At 30.8% G+C, this 20,138-nt stretch carries 16 protein-coding genes; 9 read left to right on the plus strand and 7 right to left on the minus strand.

All coding sequences use genetic code 11. From position 1 onward, the window contains the following. The first annotated feature begins 7 nt into the window (after positions 1-7). The 3 genes from KM029_RS05200 to KM029_RS05210 are packed head-to-tail and all read left to right on the plus strand — an operon-like array spanning position 8 to position 5,853. Positions 8-4,768: a hypothetical protein gene (locus KM029_RS05200; protein ID WP_144072254.1), complete on the plus strand. Its 4,761-nt coding sequence runs from the start codon at positions 8-10 to the stop codon at positions 4,766-4,768. A gap of 14 nt (positions 4,769-4,782) precedes the next feature. After that, entirely contained in the window at positions 4,783-5,139 is a 357-nt protein-coding gene (locus tag KM029_RS05205; RefSeq protein ID WP_144072255.1) for a DUF1523 family protein, read from the plus strand. Positions 5,140-5,166: 27 nt separating this feature from the next. After that, the gene (locus KM029_RS05210) at positions 5,167-5,853 is read left to right on the plus strand and encodes a YceI family protein (RefSeq protein ID WP_144072256.1); all 687 of its coding nucleotides are present in this window, start codon (positions 5,167-5,169) and stop codon (positions 5,851-5,853) included. Between the two features lie 105 nt (positions 5,854-5,958). Here KM029_RS05210 and KM029_RS05215 read toward each other — a convergent pair whose 3' ends face one another. The 3 genes from KM029_RS05215 to KM029_RS05225 form a co-directional block, all read right to left on the minus strand. Then, positions 5,959-6,414: a CBS domain-containing protein gene (locus KM029_RS05215; RefSeq protein WP_144072257.1), complete on the minus strand. Its 456-nt coding sequence runs from the start codon at positions 6,412-6,414 to the stop codon at positions 5,959-5,961. A gap of 177 nt (positions 6,415-6,591) precedes the next feature. Continuing rightward, positions 6,592-7,329, minus strand: coding sequence for a LytR/AlgR family response regulator transcription factor (locus KM029_RS05220; RefSeq protein WP_144072258.1), 738 nt, complete (start codon positions 7,327-7,329; stop codon positions 6,592-6,594). Continuing rightward, entirely contained in the window at positions 7,329-8,405 is a 1,077-nt protein-coding gene (locus tag KM029_RS05225) for a sensor histidine kinase (protein WP_144072259.1), read from the minus strand. The genes KM029_RS05220 and KM029_RS05225 overlap by 1 nt, the downstream gene beginning before the upstream one ends. Positions 8,406-8,636: 231 nt before the next feature. Between KM029_RS05225 and KM029_RS05230 the strand changes: the two genes are divergently transcribed. The 4 genes from KM029_RS05230 (at position 8,637) to KM029_RS05245 (ending at position 15,924) form a co-directional block, all read left to right on the plus strand. Continuing rightward, a complete protein-coding gene (locus KM029_RS05230) occupies positions 8,637-9,764 on the plus strand; it encodes an efflux RND transporter periplasmic adaptor subunit (RefSeq protein ID WP_144072260.1) in 1,128 nt (375 codons plus the stop codon). Between the two features lie 20 nt (positions 9,765-9,784). Then, positions 9,785-12,988: an efflux RND transporter permease subunit gene (locus KM029_RS05235; RefSeq protein WP_144072261.1), complete on the plus strand. Its 3,204-nt coding sequence runs from the start codon at positions 9,785-9,787 to the stop codon at positions 12,986-12,988. A gap of 68 nt (positions 12,989-13,056) precedes the next feature. Further along, a complete protein-coding gene (locus KM029_RS05240) occupies positions 13,057-14,400 on the plus strand; it encodes a TolC family protein (protein WP_158630964.1) in 1,344 nt (447 codons plus the stop codon). 273 nt (positions 14,401-14,673) lie between these two features. Further along, the gene (locus tag KM029_RS05245) at positions 14,674-15,924 is read left to right on the plus strand and encodes a hypothetical protein (RefSeq protein ID WP_144072263.1); all 1,251 of its coding nucleotides are present in this window, start codon (positions 14,674-14,676) and stop codon (positions 15,922-15,924) included. Positions 15,925-15,984: 60 nt separating this feature from the next. Here the strand turns inward: KM029_RS05245 and KM029_RS05250 are convergent, their stop codons facing one another. The 4 genes from KM029_RS05250 to KM029_RS05265 form a co-directional block, all read right to left on the minus strand. Beyond that, positions 15,985-16,350, minus strand: coding sequence for a hypothetical protein (locus tag KM029_RS05250; protein WP_144072264.1), 366 nt, complete (start codon positions 16,348-16,350; stop codon positions 15,985-15,987). Positions 16,351-16,403: 53 nt separating this feature from the next. Next, positions 16,404-16,562 carry a hypothetical protein gene (locus KM029_RS05255; RefSeq protein WP_184679510.1) on the minus strand — a complete coding sequence of 53 codons (159 nt, stop codon included), beginning with the start codon at positions 16,560-16,562 and terminating at the stop codon, positions 16,404-16,406. A 283-nt stretch (positions 16,563-16,845) separates the two neighbouring features. Then, a complete protein-coding gene (locus KM029_RS05260) occupies positions 16,846-18,192 on the minus strand; it encodes an MATE family efflux transporter (RefSeq protein WP_144072266.1) in 1,347 nt (448 codons plus the stop codon). Positions 18,193-18,281: 89 nt separating this feature from the next. Next, positions 18,282-18,842, minus strand: coding sequence for an NUDIX domain-containing protein (locus tag KM029_RS05265; protein WP_144072267.1), 561 nt, complete (start codon positions 18,840-18,842; stop codon positions 18,282-18,284). 298 nt (positions 18,843-19,140) lie between these two features. Between KM029_RS05265 and KM029_RS05270 the strand changes: the two genes are divergently transcribed. Both KM029_RS05270 and KM029_RS05275 read left to right on the plus strand, forming a co-directional pair. After that, a complete protein-coding gene (locus KM029_RS05270) occupies positions 19,141-19,581 on the plus strand; it encodes a PH domain-containing protein (RefSeq protein WP_144072268.1) in 441 nt (146 codons plus the stop codon). A gap of 23 nt (positions 19,582-19,604) precedes the next feature. After that, a complete protein-coding gene (locus KM029_RS05275) occupies positions 19,605-20,102 on the plus strand; it encodes a hypothetical protein (protein ID WP_144072269.1) in 498 nt (165 codons plus the stop codon). The last annotated feature ends 36 nt before the right edge of the window (positions 20,103-20,138 follow it).

Genomic DNA, 20,138 nt, shown 5'->3' on the forward strand with positions numbered 1-20,138 from the left:
CTTATCAATGAGTACAGAGGAGCAAGAAAATAATAACCCAGAAAAAGAACCTAAAAAAGAGAAGGTAAGTAGGCAAAGAAGTATAGGAAGAATTCTAGCTAACATATGCCTGTACCTTTTTATTTCAACCATTGTTCTACTGCTTACTCTTGTGGCAGGTATCCATACTGCGCTCAAATACTACCCCGAAGAATTAGTTGGTGAAGGATTAAAACGTACAATCTCCAAATCAACCAACAATCAATACAACCTTGATTATGAATCTATTAACGTAAAATTAATTTCGGGTTGGTCTATTCACGATTTCCTGTCTAGTGGTTCTATTTCAATCTCTAATGCAGTTTATACCCCAGATAGTTTATTTATAGAAGAAAATGAACATGTTTCTTTGAATAAAAAGAAAAATATTGTTGAAGTAAGAGCCAAAACTATTTCAATTCAAAATATATCATTACTAAGAGCTTTATTTCAAGAAGAAGTTTATGTTGGTAACATTCTCATAGATTCTGTCACTACTGATTTACACAAGTACCAAAAAGGTAAAAAGAAAAAAAATGTAGAAGAAACTCCTCACGATAAATTCGCAGACGTTAAAAAATTCTACAATAAACAAGCTGATAAATTTCACAGGTACAGAATCGGAAATATTGAAATTAAAAATTCAAGTGTTCAGTATTTTGATCACACAAAAAAAATTAAACAACAGATATCCTTAGGTGAAATCTCAGGAGACATTAATGATATTTACCTTGATAACAATACATTAAAACAAGAATTACTCCCCTTACATGTAGGATCTATAGAGTTTAGTACTAACGATTTACGTTTAGAGTTAGAAAACACGCCTTTAGGCTTATCTTTTGGCAAAATAAACTTTTCTACTTTAGATAGTTCTCTGCTAATTTATAGTACATCACTCTATAAAATTAACCATCACGAAAAGAAGTCATCTTTAGTAAATGCCACAATTCCAATTTTTTATGTTGATGGTATTAATATAAAAGAGATATTAAGTGATAGTATTTTACATCTGAAAAAAGTAGAGGTTACACAGCCACAATCAGAACTTCAGTTTTTATCTAACTCTACTAAAAAGAAAAATAAGAAAACACCAAAACTACCTCCTTTCTTAAAAGAAATTATCATAGATAGCCTCCAAGTATTAAATGCAGAAACTGAATTTGAAACGGTTAAAACAGGTAAAAGAAAAATAAATGATTTAACCATTAATGTAAAAGATGTATCTATATCAAATACTACTTTTAAGAATAAAGTTCCTGTTAATTTTGATAATTTTACTGTCAAATTAGGATACCAAAGGTGGTATTTACCTAATCATCAATATGCCAAAGTTGGCGGGTTATTTTATCATTCTAAATGGCAAAAGCTATATATCTATTCTCCTGCATTTAGACCTTCTATTAAAATACCTGATTCTACTTCTACCACGTATGTAGATGCTAGTGCAAAGCGTATAACACTAGACTATATAGATTATCAAGACTTTTTAAAAAAGCCTCTTGATAGTATTATGAGCTACGAACATTTATTAGTAGATCAACCCAAAGTAGATATCTGGTTTCCAACTCACAAACAAGAGAAAGTAAAGAAACAAAAAAGAGTAAAACCTCTTTATTTTGCATTAAATGAAAGTATAATTTCAAATGCAAAAATTCAACTCCATCTACCCAAAGACCATAAATACCAAAATAAAATTGCCGTAGAGAAACTAAATCTAAATCTAGATTCATTGGTTTTACCTATTCATAATCCAAAAGAATTTCAATTAAAGAATGCATTACTTACAGTAAATGATATTCGAGTTCCAGATATTAGTGGATACGATATACTTTTAGAAAAGTCTACTTTTTCAACTACAGATAGTACCTTAATCTTTAATGGAATTAACTTAAGTAATTCAGTAAACAAAAATCAAAAACATGTTGATGTTGACACTTATGTAAAAAGTATTTCAATTGCTGATATTGGATGGAGAAGGTATCTACAATCTGATTCATTATTTCTTGGTAAAATATTCGTCGACATCCCTAGTTCAGAAATTAACCTTCCAATAAAAGAAGCTAAAAAACAATTAGATCAGCTTTCTAATAAAGAAGAATTACAAAAGAAAAAACCAAAAGGATTACCTTTTAAATATTTAGAGATTGCAGACTTCCATTTACGAAAAGGACCTATTACACTATATCAGGAAGGTAAAGGGCTAATTGTTAGAGCTGAAAGTACAGGTCTTGATGTTGAAAATCTTGTTATTGAAGATAAGAAAGTTGATTGGAAGAATATTACCTTTTTAATGGACGACATCTACCTTCCATTAGATAAAATACACCACCAATTAATTATTGGTAATATTCACTTTAATGTTGAAAAACAGAAATTTGGTATTAATGGATTTACTATCTCACCTACCGAACAAAAAATCTACCGAGATCAACATATTTTATGTGGTATTAATAGCTTAGACATTTATGGTCTAGACCTAAGAATGCTAATTGATTTAAAACAAGTAGATGCCGATTCTATCAACGTTTTTGGCGCAAGAGGTGTTATTTCTATAGATCAAAGTGTTGCAAAGAAGAAAAAGAAAAAAGCTGAAACTACGCTACCTCTTAATTATATAGGTATTGGTAAAGTAAATATCAAAGTTGATGACCTTGGTTTCTTATATACAGATAAAAATAGTGTAGAAACTTACTTAACTTTTTATGGTGGTAGTTTAATTGTTGATGAATTAAGATCAAAACCTGGTGTAGACAAAGAAATTGAAACTATCATACCTAAAGATGTTTTCCTAGAATTTAAAGGGTTAGAGGTAGAAAACGATCATTCACATTATAAAATTCGCTCAAATAAAGTTGTTCTTGATACTAAAGGAGATAGTTTACTTCTTGTATCTACTGGTATAACACCTGTTTTAGGAAATCAGGCTGTTAATATTTTAGACTCATTAGTTTCTTTAAATGTTAAAAACTTGAGGGTTCAAGGAGCCGGACTTAAAAAATTAATCAAAGACAAAGAAATTGATGTTGACAGTTTAATTGCCCAAGAAATTAAATTTGTAAATGCATCAAAAAGAAAAAAAGTAGAAAAAGTAGGAACATTTGCTGAGAAAACTTTTCCTAAAGAAAAAGTAGAAGAGTTACTCAAGAAATTTAACGGTATTCACGTAGATTATATTCAGATAGACAAAAGTGAAGTTGTTTTAAGAAACCCCGTCAAAGGAGTTAAACAAAATAATATCTCAAGATTAATGCGACGTGATAATTCAAGAACTCCATTAAATGAGGATAAAGTAAGTCCAAAGCAATTGGATAAATATAGTCGAAAAATTAACCGAATAAGTGGTAGGAAAAGGTATACGGAGGAAGAAAAAACAAAAATGATAGAGGATATTGTCAATATTACAAAAGGTAATCCTATTGATGTATATACTCTAACGGAGGTTGTTGATGATTCTGCTATGCTGAGAAAACACAATTACTCTTTCATGACCGAAAATCATGAGAACACAATCAGAGACATCAATGTTGTTATTAAAGATATAGCAATTGATGAGGAGACAATTAAACTAGATACTAACTACATACAAATTGCTTCTATAGATGTTAACGTTGGAAAGAATGTATATGTACTAAATAATAATATGTATGCACTTGGTTTTGATTCATTAAATTTCAATTCTCATTATTCTGATATCTACCTTAAAAATTTCAAGTTAATTCCTCAGTATTCTAAAAAATCATTTGGCTTAGCAAATGAATATCAAACAGATAGAATTGACTTAAATATCAATGATCTTTTACTTAGAGGGTTTCATTTTAAGAATTATTTCTTTAATGATTATGTTCATTTAAATGGAGTAGAGATAGATCGATTATCATTATCTGCTTACAGAGATAAAACTGTTCCTGTAGACCCCCAGAAAAAGAATCCTAAAATGATTCATACAATATTGGAAACGATGCCAATATTGATGCGCTTGGATACTATTACTATTACAGACAGTCATGTAGACTATGAGGAGTACAAAGGTAGTATAAGATCTAATCAAGAGGATAAAGAAGAAACGGCAAAATCTGGTCAATTTCAGTTAAATGACTTTACTGGGCAGATATTTAATATTACAAATGACACTAGTAAAATAAGTGTAGATCCATATACAGAAATGTATGTAAAAGGTACTTTAATGGAAGGTGGAGGATTACTCAAAATGTACTTTAGAATTCCTCCATTAGACTCTTTAGGAACATATTACTATGAAGGAGAAGTTGGAGAAATGGAACTTATAAAACTGAATCCTCTTCTAGAACGTCTTGAATTAGTAAAAGTTAAAGATGGACACCTAAAAAGAATGTATTTTAAAGTTCTTGCAGATGATTCTGTGGCTATGGGTAATATGCAATTTAGGTACAAGAATCTTGAAGTGGATGTTTTAAAAGATAAAACAAACCGTAACGGTCAATTAAAAAGAAGAGCATTCATAAGTTCAGTTGCCAACTTATTGATTAGAGAAGAGAACCCTCGTTTCCCATCAATGAGACAAGGTCATATTTACAATGTTAGAAATCAGAAAAAATTTATCTTTAACTATTGGGTAAAAACAGTACTTAGTGGCGTTGCTTCTACCCTATCTCCTCTTATGGAACCTGATTTTAAACATGATAAAGACGCTAAAGTTGAAATTAGGTATATTGAAAAAAATACAAAACGTAAAAACAGGTTAAAAGGTCCTTTAAAAATGGTCCATTAAAAATTATAATTATCATGAAAAAATATCTTTATATTGCCATTGCAGTTGTAGTATTCTTCTTTATCTGCTGGATTTTCCCAAAAGTGAATAGAAGAACTGTTACTGCCACTGTAAATAAAACAGAACGTATTAGAGGATCTGTTAAACAAGGAGAACAACACAACGATAAATATCTAATCTATGCATTAGATGCCAATAATAAACCTCATACTTTTCAAAATACAGACACTTGGATTTGGTTTAAATTTAATTCTTCAGATGTTTATGCTGAAATTCAAGATGGAAAGACTTATGATTTTAGTATCGTTGGTTTTAGAATTCCATTTCTATCCATGTATCCTAATATTATTTCGGTTAGTAAACCCGAATAGAATTATACTACTAAACTTTAAACACTAATGAGACAAAATTTAAACATCCTTTTCGCCTTTTTATTCTTAATTGGAATGGTTTCTTGCGGCGAAAAAAAATCGAATGCTGAACATAATCATGACGAAGGACATAGCCATGATCATGGACACAGCCACAAGCATGACCAAGTAAAATTGAGTGATGGAACATACAAAGTTGACACTCAAAAAAGTTTTATTAAATGGACTGGTAAAAAAGTTACTGGAGAACATTTTGGTAAAATGATGATTAAAGAAGGTGCAGTAATCATAAAAGATGGTACTGTAGCAAAAGGTAGTTCTTTTGATATGGATGTAACTACACTTACTGTAGATGATATCCCTGTAGACAATAGCATGAATGCTAAATTAAAAGGACACTTACATAGTGCTGATTTCTTTAATGTTGCTGAATTCCCATTCGTGAATTTTGATGTTACGAAAGTAGAAAACGGTGAGCACTCTGGAGAAATTAATGTTACAGGTAACTTAACAATTAAAGGGATTACAAATTCTATTACATTCCCTGCTCAGTTAATGTCTCATGATGGTACTATGCATGCAATTGCTGACATTACATTTGACAGAACAAAATTTGAAATTAAATATGGATCTGGATCTTTCTTTGAAGGTTTAGGTGATAAAACAATTTCTGATGATGTTCAACTTGAATTACAACTTTTAGCAAAGAAGTAATTACTAAGAATATATTTATATCTAAAATGCCGATGAGATCAAGTGTCTCACCGGCATTTTTAGTATCATTAATTGATACTTCTAGCTAGTTATTAAAGGTAATGGCTACCAAGTTGTTGATTTTAAATCAACAGCAGCACGAAGAATATCTCTTCTACTTACCTGACCTATTAGTTTTCCGCGTTTCACGATCGGATAACGTCTAAACGATGAGTTTTCAAATATCATTGCTACTTCTACAACATCTTTATCTGCAGAAATAGAAGACACAGACTTTGTCATGTAGTCTTTTACTAATCCTTGACTTGCAGGAAAGTTTAAGTATCTACTTTCCAAAATTACATGCAAGCAATCTTTCTCTGATAACATACCTACTAAATCACCATCTTCATTAATTACAGGTGCACCCGAAATCTTTTTTTCTACGAGCACTTCCATTGCTTCTTCTATATTTTGCGAAGGTTTGAAGACAATTAGTTGTTTAGTCATGTACTTTTCTACAGTTGGATACGGTTTTACGTCGTGTGGATTCTCTAATACTCTTTTGGGTGTAAAATTCATTTTTTGAGACAATTATTAGTTTTGAACAATTATTATAGGGTGATTATTCATCTAGAAACTAGAAAGAATAATCTTATTTATTTACCTAATATACACATTATCAAGCAATAAAACTAATAATATTCCAATCCATGCTTTGTAAAATAGTATTTAAGTGACCTTTTTGTGTAAGGTTTGTTATTCAAATATTTTTAATAAATCAGCTCTATAACTTAACCCTACAGGTAATTCAACTCCATTTACTCCTAAAATATTTCCTTCTAGAGTCTCAATTGCATTGATATTTACAATGTATGATTTATGGATTCTAATGAATTTTTCAGAAGGTAAATCATTTTCTAATTTTTTTAGAGAAGTTAATGTCAAAATACTTTTTTGAGATGTATGAAAAGCTACATATTCTTTTTGCCCCTCCATATATAATAAATCTTCAAACTTAATTCTATATAACTTATAGTCGGCTTTTATTGTAATAGAACCATTTTTAGTATTGATATTTTGAACAGGTAATGAGTGTTGAACTTCACCTTTTGATGTAGTCAATAATTCAAACTGTTTACCTACTTTATTAATTGTTTGTAGAAACCTAGGGAAGGTGACAGGTTTAAGTAGATAGTCAAAAGCATTTAATTCAAACCCTTTGATAGCATATTCAGAATAGGCAGTCGTAAAAACAATCATGGGTTTGTTACTTCCCATAGATTCTACAAATTCAATACCCGATAAATTAGGCATCTGAATATCTAAAAACATTAAATCAATAGTATGCGATTGTAAAAAAGCCATTGCTTCAATAGCATTTTTAAATGTCCCTAATAATTCTAGGTAAGGTACTTTAGAAACATAATCTGCAATTAAGCTTCTTGCTAGATGTTCATCATCTACAATAATTGTTTTAATCTTCTTGTCTTCCATTAAAGTTGTATTTCTAAAGCTACCTCAAATAAATTACTATCAATTGTATTTTCTTTAATTATAAGTTGATGTCTATCAGGGTAAATTAAGTTTAAACGTAAACGTACATTTTCTATTCCTATACCCCCTACTTTATTCCTTGTAGGACTACTAGTAACCGTATTCTTCACATTAAAAATTATCTTTCCCTGTTTCTCTTCTAAATCTATTGAAACAAAACCATCAACATTTTCTTCTAACCTACTGTATTTAAATGCATTCTCTACAAATGGTTCTAATAGCATTGGAGATATTTTAGTAGATTGATTATTGACATCAATTTTAAAAGAAATATTTTGAGGAATTTCCGTTTTCAATTGTTGAAAGTCAATATAATTATTCAGGTAGTTAATATCTTTTGATAGTTCTACAAAATCTTCATTACAGTCGTACAATAAATACCTCAGCATTTCGGAAAGTTTTGCAATATTATCAGGAGCTTGAGGCATTTGCATATACGACATCGTATAGATGTTATTTAATGCATTAAATAAGAAATGTGGGTTTATCTGAGCTCTAAGAAACTTCAATTCTGCTTCAATTTTCCCTTCCTTTAATTGTTGTTGTTTCTTTTTCTGTTGATCATCATAAGAACTAACCGTTAGAACAGTACTAATAAAGATAGACATTAAGACAAACAGACTACCAAAGCTAAAAGGATAAATCCATTCAAACCTTAATACCCCTTGTAACCTTGCCTTAGCTTCTGGATGTACCGTAAAAAAAACATCTTGATCAATAAACGGGAACATCATCTTAGAAAAAAAGAGAAACAAATTAATACCTATAAAATAAAGTGCAATAGCACTTAGTACATACCAAAGCGTTTTTTTCTTCTTAATAAGAATTTTAGGAACCAAAACCTTCGAATTAACTAGTACAACAAGTAAAAAAACAATTATTGAAGTTATAGCTCTAAATAACCGAACCTCAATGTTTATCCACACATCCAACCCTACAATTGTAATAAATATTACAATCACACTAACGGGTAAATAAGACCATTGGGGTATTTTAAAATTCAAATATTCTTTCATGTAGTATTATCGTTTCTTCAAAAAAAGAGAGAGTTTTTATATTTTCATAGAACAATCAATCAACACCATGAAATTACCTATAAAGTCAACAAAAGTATCAATGAATCATAAAATTGATAGAATAATGTTGTTCATTGGATAGTTTATAAGGTTGGTTGAAAAGATTGTATGCCCTCAAAATTGATTAGTTATTTCGTAATCTGAAAAATTACTAATTCACTTATCAAAAAAATGGCAAAAAAACATATCATAACTATTATCGGAATTATTCTGATTATTGGCGGAGCAAGTGTAAGTACATACACAATGCTTAAAAATAAACCAGAACCTAAAAAAGGTGTCAAAAAAGAAAAAATAGTATCTATAAAAGCGGAAGCCGTTAAATATATTGATGTTGATAATATTCAAGAATATTCTGGTAGAGTAAATGCCGCTCAAACATATATATTATCCTCTGAAGTTGCTGGAAGAATAATGAGAACTAATGTTGCTTTAAAAGAAGGTAATACTTTTCGTAAAGGACAAAAATTAGTACACATTTTTGATGATGATATTGAAGCTTCATTAAAGTCTCAAAAAAGTAGCTTTATGAATACAATTGCTTCTGTTCTTCCAGACATTAAAATTGATTATAAATCAGAATATGATAAATGGTACGGTTTCTTCAAACAAATTAAAATTGCCGAACCATTACCATCATTACCTCCAATTAACTCAGATCAAGAACGTTTCTTTTTGGCTTCAAGAAATTTAATTACTGAATATTTTTCTATTAAACAGAGTGAAATACTTTTAGCTAAATATAACGTGTATGCTCCTTTTAATGGCACATTTAAATCGGTTCGTTTAGAAGCAGGTTCTATTGCTTCTCCTGGTTCAGAGATTGGTGTTATTAGCAGAACAGATGCCTTGGAAGTAATTATAGAGGTTGAACCTTGGAATGCTAAATGGATTAAAGCTGGCGACAAAGTAGAAGTAGAAGTTGATGGTATAGAAACTAAAAGCATTAAAGGATTTGTTAGCCGAAAAGCACATATTGTTGATCCTACCTCACAAACAATTAAAGTTTATGTAAAGATTAATCCTAAAAAAGGAGATGAAATTTATGAGGGTCAGTTTGTTAGTGTTGAATTTAAAGGTGATAAAATCCATAATGTTGTAGAAATTCCTAGAGAAGCAGTTAGTGACTCAAAATATATTTTTACAGTTATAGACAATAAGCTTCATCAAGAAGAAATTGATGTTGTAAAAATCAATGGTGATAGTTATTTCATTCAAGGTCTTACTAAAGATGAAATCATTGTAACAGAATCTGTATTTAACGGAAAAGAAGGAATGCCTGTACAAGTTAGAAACTAGCCTAATTTATTATCACAATCATGAAAAAACTTATCACAACCTTTGTGAAGAAGCCTTTCTATGCACATATGGCTTTACTTCTACTCGTTTTATTGGGTGGAATTGCCATATCTAACATGAGGAAAGCATCCTTCCCATTGATAGAATCAAGAACAATTACAGTTACTGTTGCGTACCAAGGTGCATCTCCTAAAGAAATGGACGAAGGAGTTACAACATTAATTGAAAATGAAATTAGAGGTATTCCTGGTATTAAAGAAACCAACTCAGTTTCTGCCGAAAATATTGCAACAGTTACGGTAACTACTGAAGCAAAAGCAGATATTGATGAAGTACTAACTGATGTAAAAAATGCTGTAGATGGTATTTCAAACTTTCCTGCTGGTGCAGAAAAACCTTCCGTTTCTAAACGAAGAGCAACTTCTGATGCATTATTCCTAAACTTAAAAGGAGATGATTTAAGAACTTTAAAAAATTATGCTCAAAAAATAGAAGACGATTTCTTGGCTTCTGGAGTTATCTCTCAAATAAGTATTTCAGGTTATCCAAATACCGAAATTTCTGTAGAAGTAAATGAAGATTTATTACGAAGATATAATATTAGCATTGATAATATTAAACAAGCAATTGCTAATAATAATGTTGATATTACAGGAGGTACGATCAAAAATAGAAGAGAAGAAATTTCTGTTCTTGCAAGGTATAGATCTGCAAATGCTGATGATATCAAGAATATTGTAGTAAGAGCAACTTCAGATGGTAGAATTCTTAAAGTAGGCGATTTAGCAGATGTTCATTATCAGTTTGAAGATGTACCCAATGCAGTTTGGATGCAAGGAAAGAAAAACGTATCGATCCAAATCCAGAAACTTCATACTGAAGATCTACAAAAAATTACTGAGTATGTTGAAGAGTATATGGATGAATTTAATACGTCTCATTCCGATGCTGAGCTAATCTGTAGTTTCAACTTTTTGTCTATTGTAAATGCTCGTCTAGATACATTAATAAGTAATGGTCTATTAGGAATTATTCTAGTAGTGATCACATTATCATTTTTCTTAAGTTTTAGATTATCATTATGGGTTGCTTGGGGTATTCCTAGTTCATTCTTAGGAATGTTTATTATTGCCAGTTTAATGGGTGTTACACTAAATATGATTTCGTTATTTGGTATGATCCTAATTATTGGTATTCTAGTAGATGATGGTATTGTAATTGGCGAAAATATATTTACGCATTACGAAATGGGTAAATCTCCAATAAACGCCGCTATTGATGGTACAGTAGAAGTTATCCCTGCCGTTCTTACCTCTGTAAGTACAACAATTATTGCCTTTTTCCCTTTCTTATTCTTAGAATCTGGTCTGGAAATGATGTCTGAAATGGCACTAGTAGTTATTCTCTGTTTAGGGTTTTCATTATTTGAAGGTATGTTCTTACTCCCTTCACATGTAAGTTCTCCAAAAGTATTAACTCCTAGAAACGATAATAGTAAATTCAATAAATTAAGAACAAAGTTAGATAAACTAATTTTTGCTTTTAGAGATAGAGTTTATCTTCCAATTCTTCGTTTTCTATTAGATCATAAATGGTTTGGAATTTCTATTCCATTAGCAGCAATTATCATTACAGTTGGTCTTATTGGTGGTAGAGTAATTGATTTAACTTTCTTCCCTAGCCCTCCTGGCGATTTCTTTAATATTGATTTAGCTTTAAAACCAGGTATCAATCAAGATACTACTAAAGCATACCTTACTAAATATGAAACTGCCGTTTGGGAAGCTAATGATGCCTTAAAAAGAGAGTATGATACAAATTTTGACTTCATAGAATACACCTTTGTAAGCCTAGGTAATGCCTTTAATGGGGCTGAAAATGGTACACATACAGGTTCGATATTCGTGATCATGGAAGATCTTACTAATTCTCCTATTGATGCGAGTACCATTAAAGCAAAAGTGAATGAATTTGTAGGTGAAGAACCCACCGCCCGGAAACTTTCTGTTGGAGCAAGTAATATGTGGGGTGCTCCCGTTTCAATCAGTTTATTAGGTTATGATTATGATCAAATTGAAGCTGCTTCTGATTATTTAAAAAACAAACTGAACGAACAAGCTGCCCTTTACAATGTGATGGACAACAATCAGATTGGAGGACAAGAAATCCGTTTGGTATTAAAGCCAAAAGCTTATGCACTTGGTTTTACAGAAGTATCCTTAATGTCTCAGGTTCGTAACGGTTTCTTTGGAGCTGAAGCACAAAGATTACAAGTAAATAAAGATGAAATCAGAATTTATGTCCGTTACAAAAAAGACAATAGAGCTGCTCTTGGTGATCTAGAGAATATGCGAATTAGAACGACAGAGGGTATGTATCCATTGTCGCAATTGGCAGACTTCAACGTAGATCGTGGTCCTGTAGCAATAAACCATTACAATGGTGAAAAGGAAATTAGAGTTGATGCTTACATGCTAAATGCAAATGATGCTGTTATACCTATTATCGAAGAAATGGAGAAAGAAGTTCTACCAGAATTAACAGCAAAATTCCCAAATGTTAGGTATGAATATCAAGGACAATTAAAGAGTTCTCAAGAAGATTCTTCAGAATTAGTAAATACATATGCCATTGCCTTTTTACTTATTGTAATGATTCTAATGCTACATTTTAGATCATTTACTCAAGCAGGTATTGTATTGTGTATGATACCACTTGGTGTTCTTGGTGCAATGTGGGGACATGGTATTGAAGGACAAACAATTTCTATGTTTAGTATGCTAGGTATGGTTGCACTATCAGGTACTATTATTAATGATGCCGTTGTTTATCTTTCAAAATTCAACCAAGACCTTTTAGATGGGATGTCGTTTGATGATGCACTTATTAATGCAGGTAAATCAAGATTTAGACCTATTCTATTAACGACATTAACAACAACAATTGGTTTGTATCCTATGATTTTAGAAACTAGTCCACAATCTAGATTTTTAGTACCTGTAGCGATTTCGTTAGCCTATGGTATCATGATCGGTACAGTGTTTATTCTTACAATTTTACCCGTACTTATTAAGGTGATAAACGATTTAAGAAGAGGTAAAAAGTGGGTAATGACAGGTAAAAAACCTTCTCGTGAAGAAGTTGAAAATGTATTAGTAGAGATTTCAGACTACAATGCAATGACTTTAGCTGATCAAGAACAAGCTACTGAACCTATAAAATAGTGTCAAATTAAAATTGAGCAAGGTGCATTTCTATTCAATGTACTTTGCTTTCAATTCATCATATGATTATGAAAAAAATAAATTTAATCATCACCTTCCTTATTGGAATAACCTTAAGCGGCTATGCACAAGAGGAAAAACAAGATAAGGTGGAGGTAGTATCGCAAGAAATTATATTAAGCCTATCAGATGCAATATCACAAGGCCTATTAAATAATTATGATATCATTATAGCCGATAAAAACACGGAGATTTCTAAAACAAATAATACGTTAGAAAATGCAGGTTTATATCCTTCTTTAACTACAGATGCTGCTTGGAATCATAACTGGTCGCATGCTATGAACTCTAATTTAGGTGTTTTATCACCATCTATAGGAACAGACTTCACCATCTTTGATGGGTTTAAAGTCTGGATAACTAAAGAGCAATTAGAAGAATTAGAGCATTATTCTGAAGGAAATGCAACCATCGTAATAGAAAACACCATTAAAGATGTTATTGTTGCTTATTACGAATCGTTACTTGAACAACAAAGACTAGAAGTTGCAGAACAACTTGCTGAGTTATCGAAAGAACGTTACGATTACACAAATTCACAGAAAGAACTAGGTCAGAAAGTAACCTATGATGTATTACAAGCTAAAAATGCTTGGTTAGAAGACAGAAGAACATCATTAGACCAAAAAAACCGATTACAAGTAAAATTAAGAGAATTAAATTTTGTAATGGGTGTTCCAGAAAGTGAACAAACAATGTATAAGCTAACAGAAAAGTTTGAAGCTGTTGAAAAAGATTATGTTTTAAGTAACCTAATTGAATTGCTAAATGCTGATAACTCAACACTTAAAAATCAATACGTCAATCAGATTATTAAGCAAAAAGATATTGAGCTAGCCAAAGCAGCGTTTATGCCTTCAGTTAAAGGTAACGCAAGTATTAAATACACAGAAAACTATGGTGGAGCTCAAGGTATTCCAAACTTTAATATTGATGGCATAAGTGCTACCGTAGGTGCTACACTTTCTATACCAATTTATATGGGTGGAAGTAGACGAAGAGCCAAGCAAATTGCATTGATAAACAAACAAATTGCAGAAGTAGAAACACAACAAATGTCGCATAGTTTGAACAATCAAATTATGCAAGTATATGATACGTATGTACTTCAAAGAGAAATTTTAGAGTTAACTGAAGAGCAAGTAGCTACTGCACTTCTTAACTTAGAAATGTCTACAGAGCGTTATAGAAATGGGCAAATTAACTCCTTTAACTTACGTGATGTACAAATACAATATTTGGATGCTCAGAATTCAAGATTAACTGCAATTTTTAATTTAATTGCTACCAATACAGAAATAGTCAGATTAACTGGAGGTATTATAGATGCCTTTCCAATTGACAATGAATAACTAAATGATTGAATCATTTTTAAGGAGGTATAGAAATATATCTCCTTTTTCATTAACAAAAATATTACGAATTTTGTTGTGCTTATGTGAAAGATAAGGTAATCTTGCACTTATCTAACAAATGTTAACTTTAGGCTATTTTCTCTACTTACCCTTTGGACTTTATCATGAAATACATTCAATCTTCAAGCAAATTATTGATTGAATTAAGTTGTGTCGAGATCATATAGTTAAATTTGTTAAAACAAAAACTTATACTATTTTAATTATATTATGAAACATCTAAAATTACTCTTACTTCTCTTTATCCCTTTCATTGTAATTTCTTGTTCTTTACTTGAAGAAGACCCTGACTGCTCTAAAGTAGAAACTCAAACAGCATATGACGAAGTGCTGAATACGTACTCAGAAAGTCTTAACCAAAGTGATTGTAGCGTTACAAAAGAGGCTATTGAGAATAGTATTTCTTTTATTAATGATAACAGAAGTTGTATAGAAACTGCATTAACTGCAGTAGATAGTACATACGATGCTGCCGGTGAACTTGATGGTAAACTTTCAGAATTGAATGAAAGCTTGGCAAATTATGACGAATGTATTGCTACTGGTGTTCCTAATGGTGATTTAGTACTTGAAGAGTGTACTCCTGAAGCATTTGAAATGCAAATGAAGAAGTTTGAAGATGCCTTTGCTGCTGCTTTAATTGCAGAAGATTGTGATAAAATGAAAGGTACACTTACTAATTTAAAATCATTCCTTGATAATAATAAAGAGTGTGCAATTTCTATTTATAATATGGAAGATGATGAGGCTTCTAACCCTAGAGCATTGATGGAAGATGGCGAAGATGAGTTTAATGAATTTTATAATGAAATTGACGGTATTCTTACTGCACTAGAAACTTCTAATTGTGACCCTGATGTTATTAGTGATTTAATGGAAGAGTCTTCTACACTAACTTGCGACCCTGAAACTACTCTAGATGCTTTAGAAGGTTTTGAAAAAGAATTTAATAATGCATACGATGATGATAACTGTACAGGAATGCAAGAAGCAATTTTAAAAACAGCTACTTACATTGAAGACAATAAAGGTTGTTTTGTTGAGGTGTTTAAATTAGAAGGATCTGATAGCCCTGAAAATGAAGTAGATGAGCAAATTGCACTACTTAAAGCTGCTGCTGCTACATTACAACAAAGTAATTGTGACCCTGCAGTAATTGATCAACTTGGCCTATTTTCTGAACGTCCAGACATTGAAGATTTAAGTTGTCCTCAAGTTCTAAATCAGTTCAAAAAATTATCTGTACAAATTGATGCAGCTATTAATGATGATACAAATTGTCACCTAATTATTTTAACTGGTGAAAAGGTATTAGAATTATACGAACATCATTCAGATTGTATTATTGAAAAATATGCTGATGAAAATCAAGTTAGTATTGAAAATGCTACAATTGAAGTCCAAGATAAAATGGATGAAATTGAAACTAAAATTGAAGAAAAAGAAGCAAATTGTAATTAATATTACCGTTTGACATATTGAAAAAGGATCTTGATATTTAATGTATCAAGATCCTTTTTTTTATTGATTACATGCAGGTAATGAAAAACTAGATTGTTTTTTCCACATATTTAAATCTTCTATATAACTGAAATCATCTTTAATCCACGTATCTCCACATGTTCTTTTCCTGAAAAGAACATTAAAAACTAAATTGTTTTCGCTTTTGTTAATTTTTGCAGCTTCTGATGTATATCCTTTTTCATAACTACCATCAGAAAATCTTCTCTCATAATTATTTTTGCTGTCTATATGTATTTCATTTATAACAGATTGATCTAAAGATGACCTTGTCAAATACATATCATTAACTTGGGTTGGTTGATATTCTTGTGATTGACAAGAAACTAGAAAGAGGAAGATTGATAGCACAAAAGTAATTTTCATAATGATTAATGTTGATTCATTATGAAATGGGTAAAATGAGAATTAAACCCCTATTAATTTCTTACAATTAATAATTTAAGAGATGGATGTATTACAAACTTTACTAATAAACCAATAATTAATACCGTCAATGCTAGTAAAACCTCTTGAAAAGTAAAATAAACATCCTTACCATAAATTGTATCTAAAAGTGCATCAATTAGGTAATTCATTGATATTAGACTGAATGAGATAATGAGAGAGATAATTAATTTCATAAATGTAATTTTTGATTGCTACTTATAGACAATAACATCTAGCAGGTAGACAGTAAAAAATCACACTTTAACGAACATTCACAACTAATGCGTTTTTTGTGTTATCAGTCTATGATTATTCATCAGAATTTGTTATATTTAAAATAAGAAATTAATACCTCGCTTAATTTTACAGGTGCATAGTAGATTAAGACGAGACAAAGCTTCCTATAAACGGGAAGCTTTTTTATGCTCTCTTTTAACTGGTTAAGTTTCTAGCCCACTTTCCAGATTTTTTGCGATGTATATACAAAACCAGCCTAAAATATTCTTCTAGCGATACAACGATATACACCCAATAAATAGGCAAATCAAACACAAATGCTGCTAACACACCCATTGGTAAAGAAATAACCCAAGTACTTATCAACCCTAAAACTGTTGTATATTTAGTATCACCTCCGCTTCTTAATATCCCTGCAGCTAAAATAAAGTTACACATCTTTACAGGCAATAGGAAAGTAAATATCCAAACTAGCCATTGTGTTATTTGTCTTACTTCTGGAGTTATCTGAAATAGATTAATATATAAAGGACTTAATGCAGCCATAATAACTGCTACTGCAAGAGCAGAGAAGAATGTAAATCTCAATAACTTATCGCCATAAACTTTTGCTCTTCTCATATTATTTTGCCCCAATTCAAAACCAATTACAATAGCAGAAGCAGAAGCCAAACCCATAAAAAAGCCAACTCCTAATGTCTGTAATGGCAATGTAATCGTCATAGATGCAATATCTGTAGTACCCATTCTTCCATAAATCATAGAATAACAGGTTTCTCCTATTGCCCAAGATGTATCACCCAAAATTAAAGGTGCACTCACGCTTAATAAAGGATAAAGTGTGGTTTTGTCGAAATGAAAGAGGTGTTTTAAACGAACATTTCCAGGATAATTCTTAAGTCGTATAATTATAAATAATGCAATAGCTTCAAACCACATAGAAAAAACTGTTGCCCAAGCCGCTCCAACCATTCCTAGTGGAGGTATACCAAAACCACCAAAAATTAACCAATAATTTACTATTGTGTTGATAATCACTTTTACAAAACTCCATTTCATAACAAGTTTTGCATGTCCAACACTACGTAATGCAGCACTATAAGAAGCACTTAATAAAATGGCGGGAAAACCAAAAGCAATAATTTGTTGATACACTCCACCTATTGCAACTACTTCTTGATCTGTGGAAAATAAAGAAAGGATTTCAGACGGGAATAATAAACTTACTAGCATACCGACTAGTGTTACAAAAAAGCCAATTTTCAATAAATCACCAATTAAGTAATTTACTTTTTCCTTTTCTTTTCTTCCCCAATACTGAGCAACAAAAACACCTGCTCCATTTGCCAAACCCATTATTCCTACTATCAACACAAAAGAAAGACGCCCTCCTAAACCAACACCAGCAATTACAGACTCTCCCAACTGACCAACCATTATTTGATCGACCATACTTAATGCATACTGTAATAAGCTTTGTAGTGAAATAGGTATTGCAACCTTCCAAACTTCTTGATAAAATGCCTTTTGGTTCTTCTTCAAAATAATAAATGCAATAGATAAATTAGTAGTGCAATTTTACTACAAAATCATTTCTAATACATTGAATTTAGGAATATTGTCTATTTATTCTAATTATTATTCAACAATAACCACTGTACAGCTATGAGTGTTTTTGCGTCATCTATTTTCTTATCAAAGTACAGCTGTTTAAGTTTAGAAAAACTATACTTTACAATTTTAATATCCTCACCCTCAGAAAAAAGTCCCCCTCCATTAGATAGTTTATTGGTCAATTCTGCATAGTACAATTCTACTTTTTCAGAACATCCACCTGGAGTTGAATAAAAAGTAGATAAATGTTGAATGTTATCTATATCATACCCTACCTCTTCTTTTACTTCTCTTTTTAAAGCATCAAAACCTGTTTCTCCCTTATCTATAAGCCCTGCCACACATTCTACTAAAAAGCCTGTACCATTTAATAATGTAGGTATTCTTACTTGTTCAACAAATAAATAAACATCTTCTTCTTTATGATAAAGTAAAGCCGTAATTGCATCATTTCTTTCTACAACTTCTCTTGTCAGAACTTCAGATGTAGTTCCATCATATCTTTGATGCTGAAATGTTACTTTATCTATTTTTAAGAACCCATTATAGACCCTTTCTCTTTTTTGTTCTTCAATCATGTTTTTTAATTTTACTTGAAAGTAATAAAATTATATGGCTCTACATCCATTGTTAATTTAGTTTCAAAGAAAAGAAAAATCATTTCTTAATATTAAACCAATTACTTAAATTAGATATCGTAATTTAAATTATTTGTCTCTTGCTTTTGTAATAGTGAAACTCAACTTTGAGTAAATAATGTAAAAATAGATTTATTGAAAACGAAATGTAAATCTTAAAAAAGAAACACTACTTTTAACTAAAGACTTTGCCTTTAAATTACTTAAAAATCATAATGAAAAATTAAAACCTCTACAAATGAAGTTCTATAGCAAATTTGATAAGTACTCAGCCCTTTTTTGGTTTGGAATGATAAGTTTCTTACTTCTTATTATGTATTTGATGCTTACAGATGACACCAATACAAATGTAAGTCAGGTGATATCTTTTGGTATAGTTCTACCTATCATACTACTATTCACATGGGTACTATTTTCTACATATTATGAGATCACAGCAGATAAAGATGTGTTTAAATATAGATCTGGACCTATAAGAGGTAAAATTTCTATAAAAGATATTAAAAAAGTAAAATTAAACACAAGAGTTTGGTCTGGATTGAAGTTAGGGTTGTCTTTCAAGAAAGGTATGACATTGTATTACAATCAATATGATGAAATTTATATCACTCCTAAACAAAGTGATGACCTTTGTCGTATGCTAAAAGAAATAAATTCCGAGATAAAAGTTATCTCTTAAATAATGTAACTTAAAATAAACTAATGAAATTAATTACTGTTTTCACGTTCTTTTTGATGTTTTCATCATCAGTATTTGCTCAAAAAATGCTGATCGACAAAGAATATACTTACAAAATGGAATACAAACCATTTAAAAAGTTATTTAAAAAAGAAGAAGATACGGATAAGAAAAGCATGACTTTCTATAACGGGCTAAAAACTTATAAAAAGAACATGTCTAGTTATTATGTTTCTTACAAATGTAATTTCAATGCTATGAAACAACTCGTAGGTTTTGATGTAATGTTTGTTGGAAGCAGCAAAGAGGCTGTACGTGATGCTTCTGTTGCTTATATGCAAGAGCTTGTTCAAGCACAAGGTTATAAAGAAGTTACTGCTGGTAGTAATAAAATTAATTATGTAAAAGATAATTTCACTTACAAACAAAAATCTTTAGGCTACGACTATATCGACAGTAAGCAAAAGAAAAAAATGTGGGTAGCAAAATATCAAATGAGAGTGTATAACCAAAGCAAATAAAGGTAACACCTCAGTTAATTAAGAAGGGTAGCACAA

Source organism: Flammeovirga kamogawensis, from assembly GCF_018736065.1.
Taxonomy (GTDB): Bacteria; Bacteroidota; Bacteroidia; order Cytophagales; family Flammeovirgaceae; genus Flammeovirga; species Flammeovirga kamogawensis.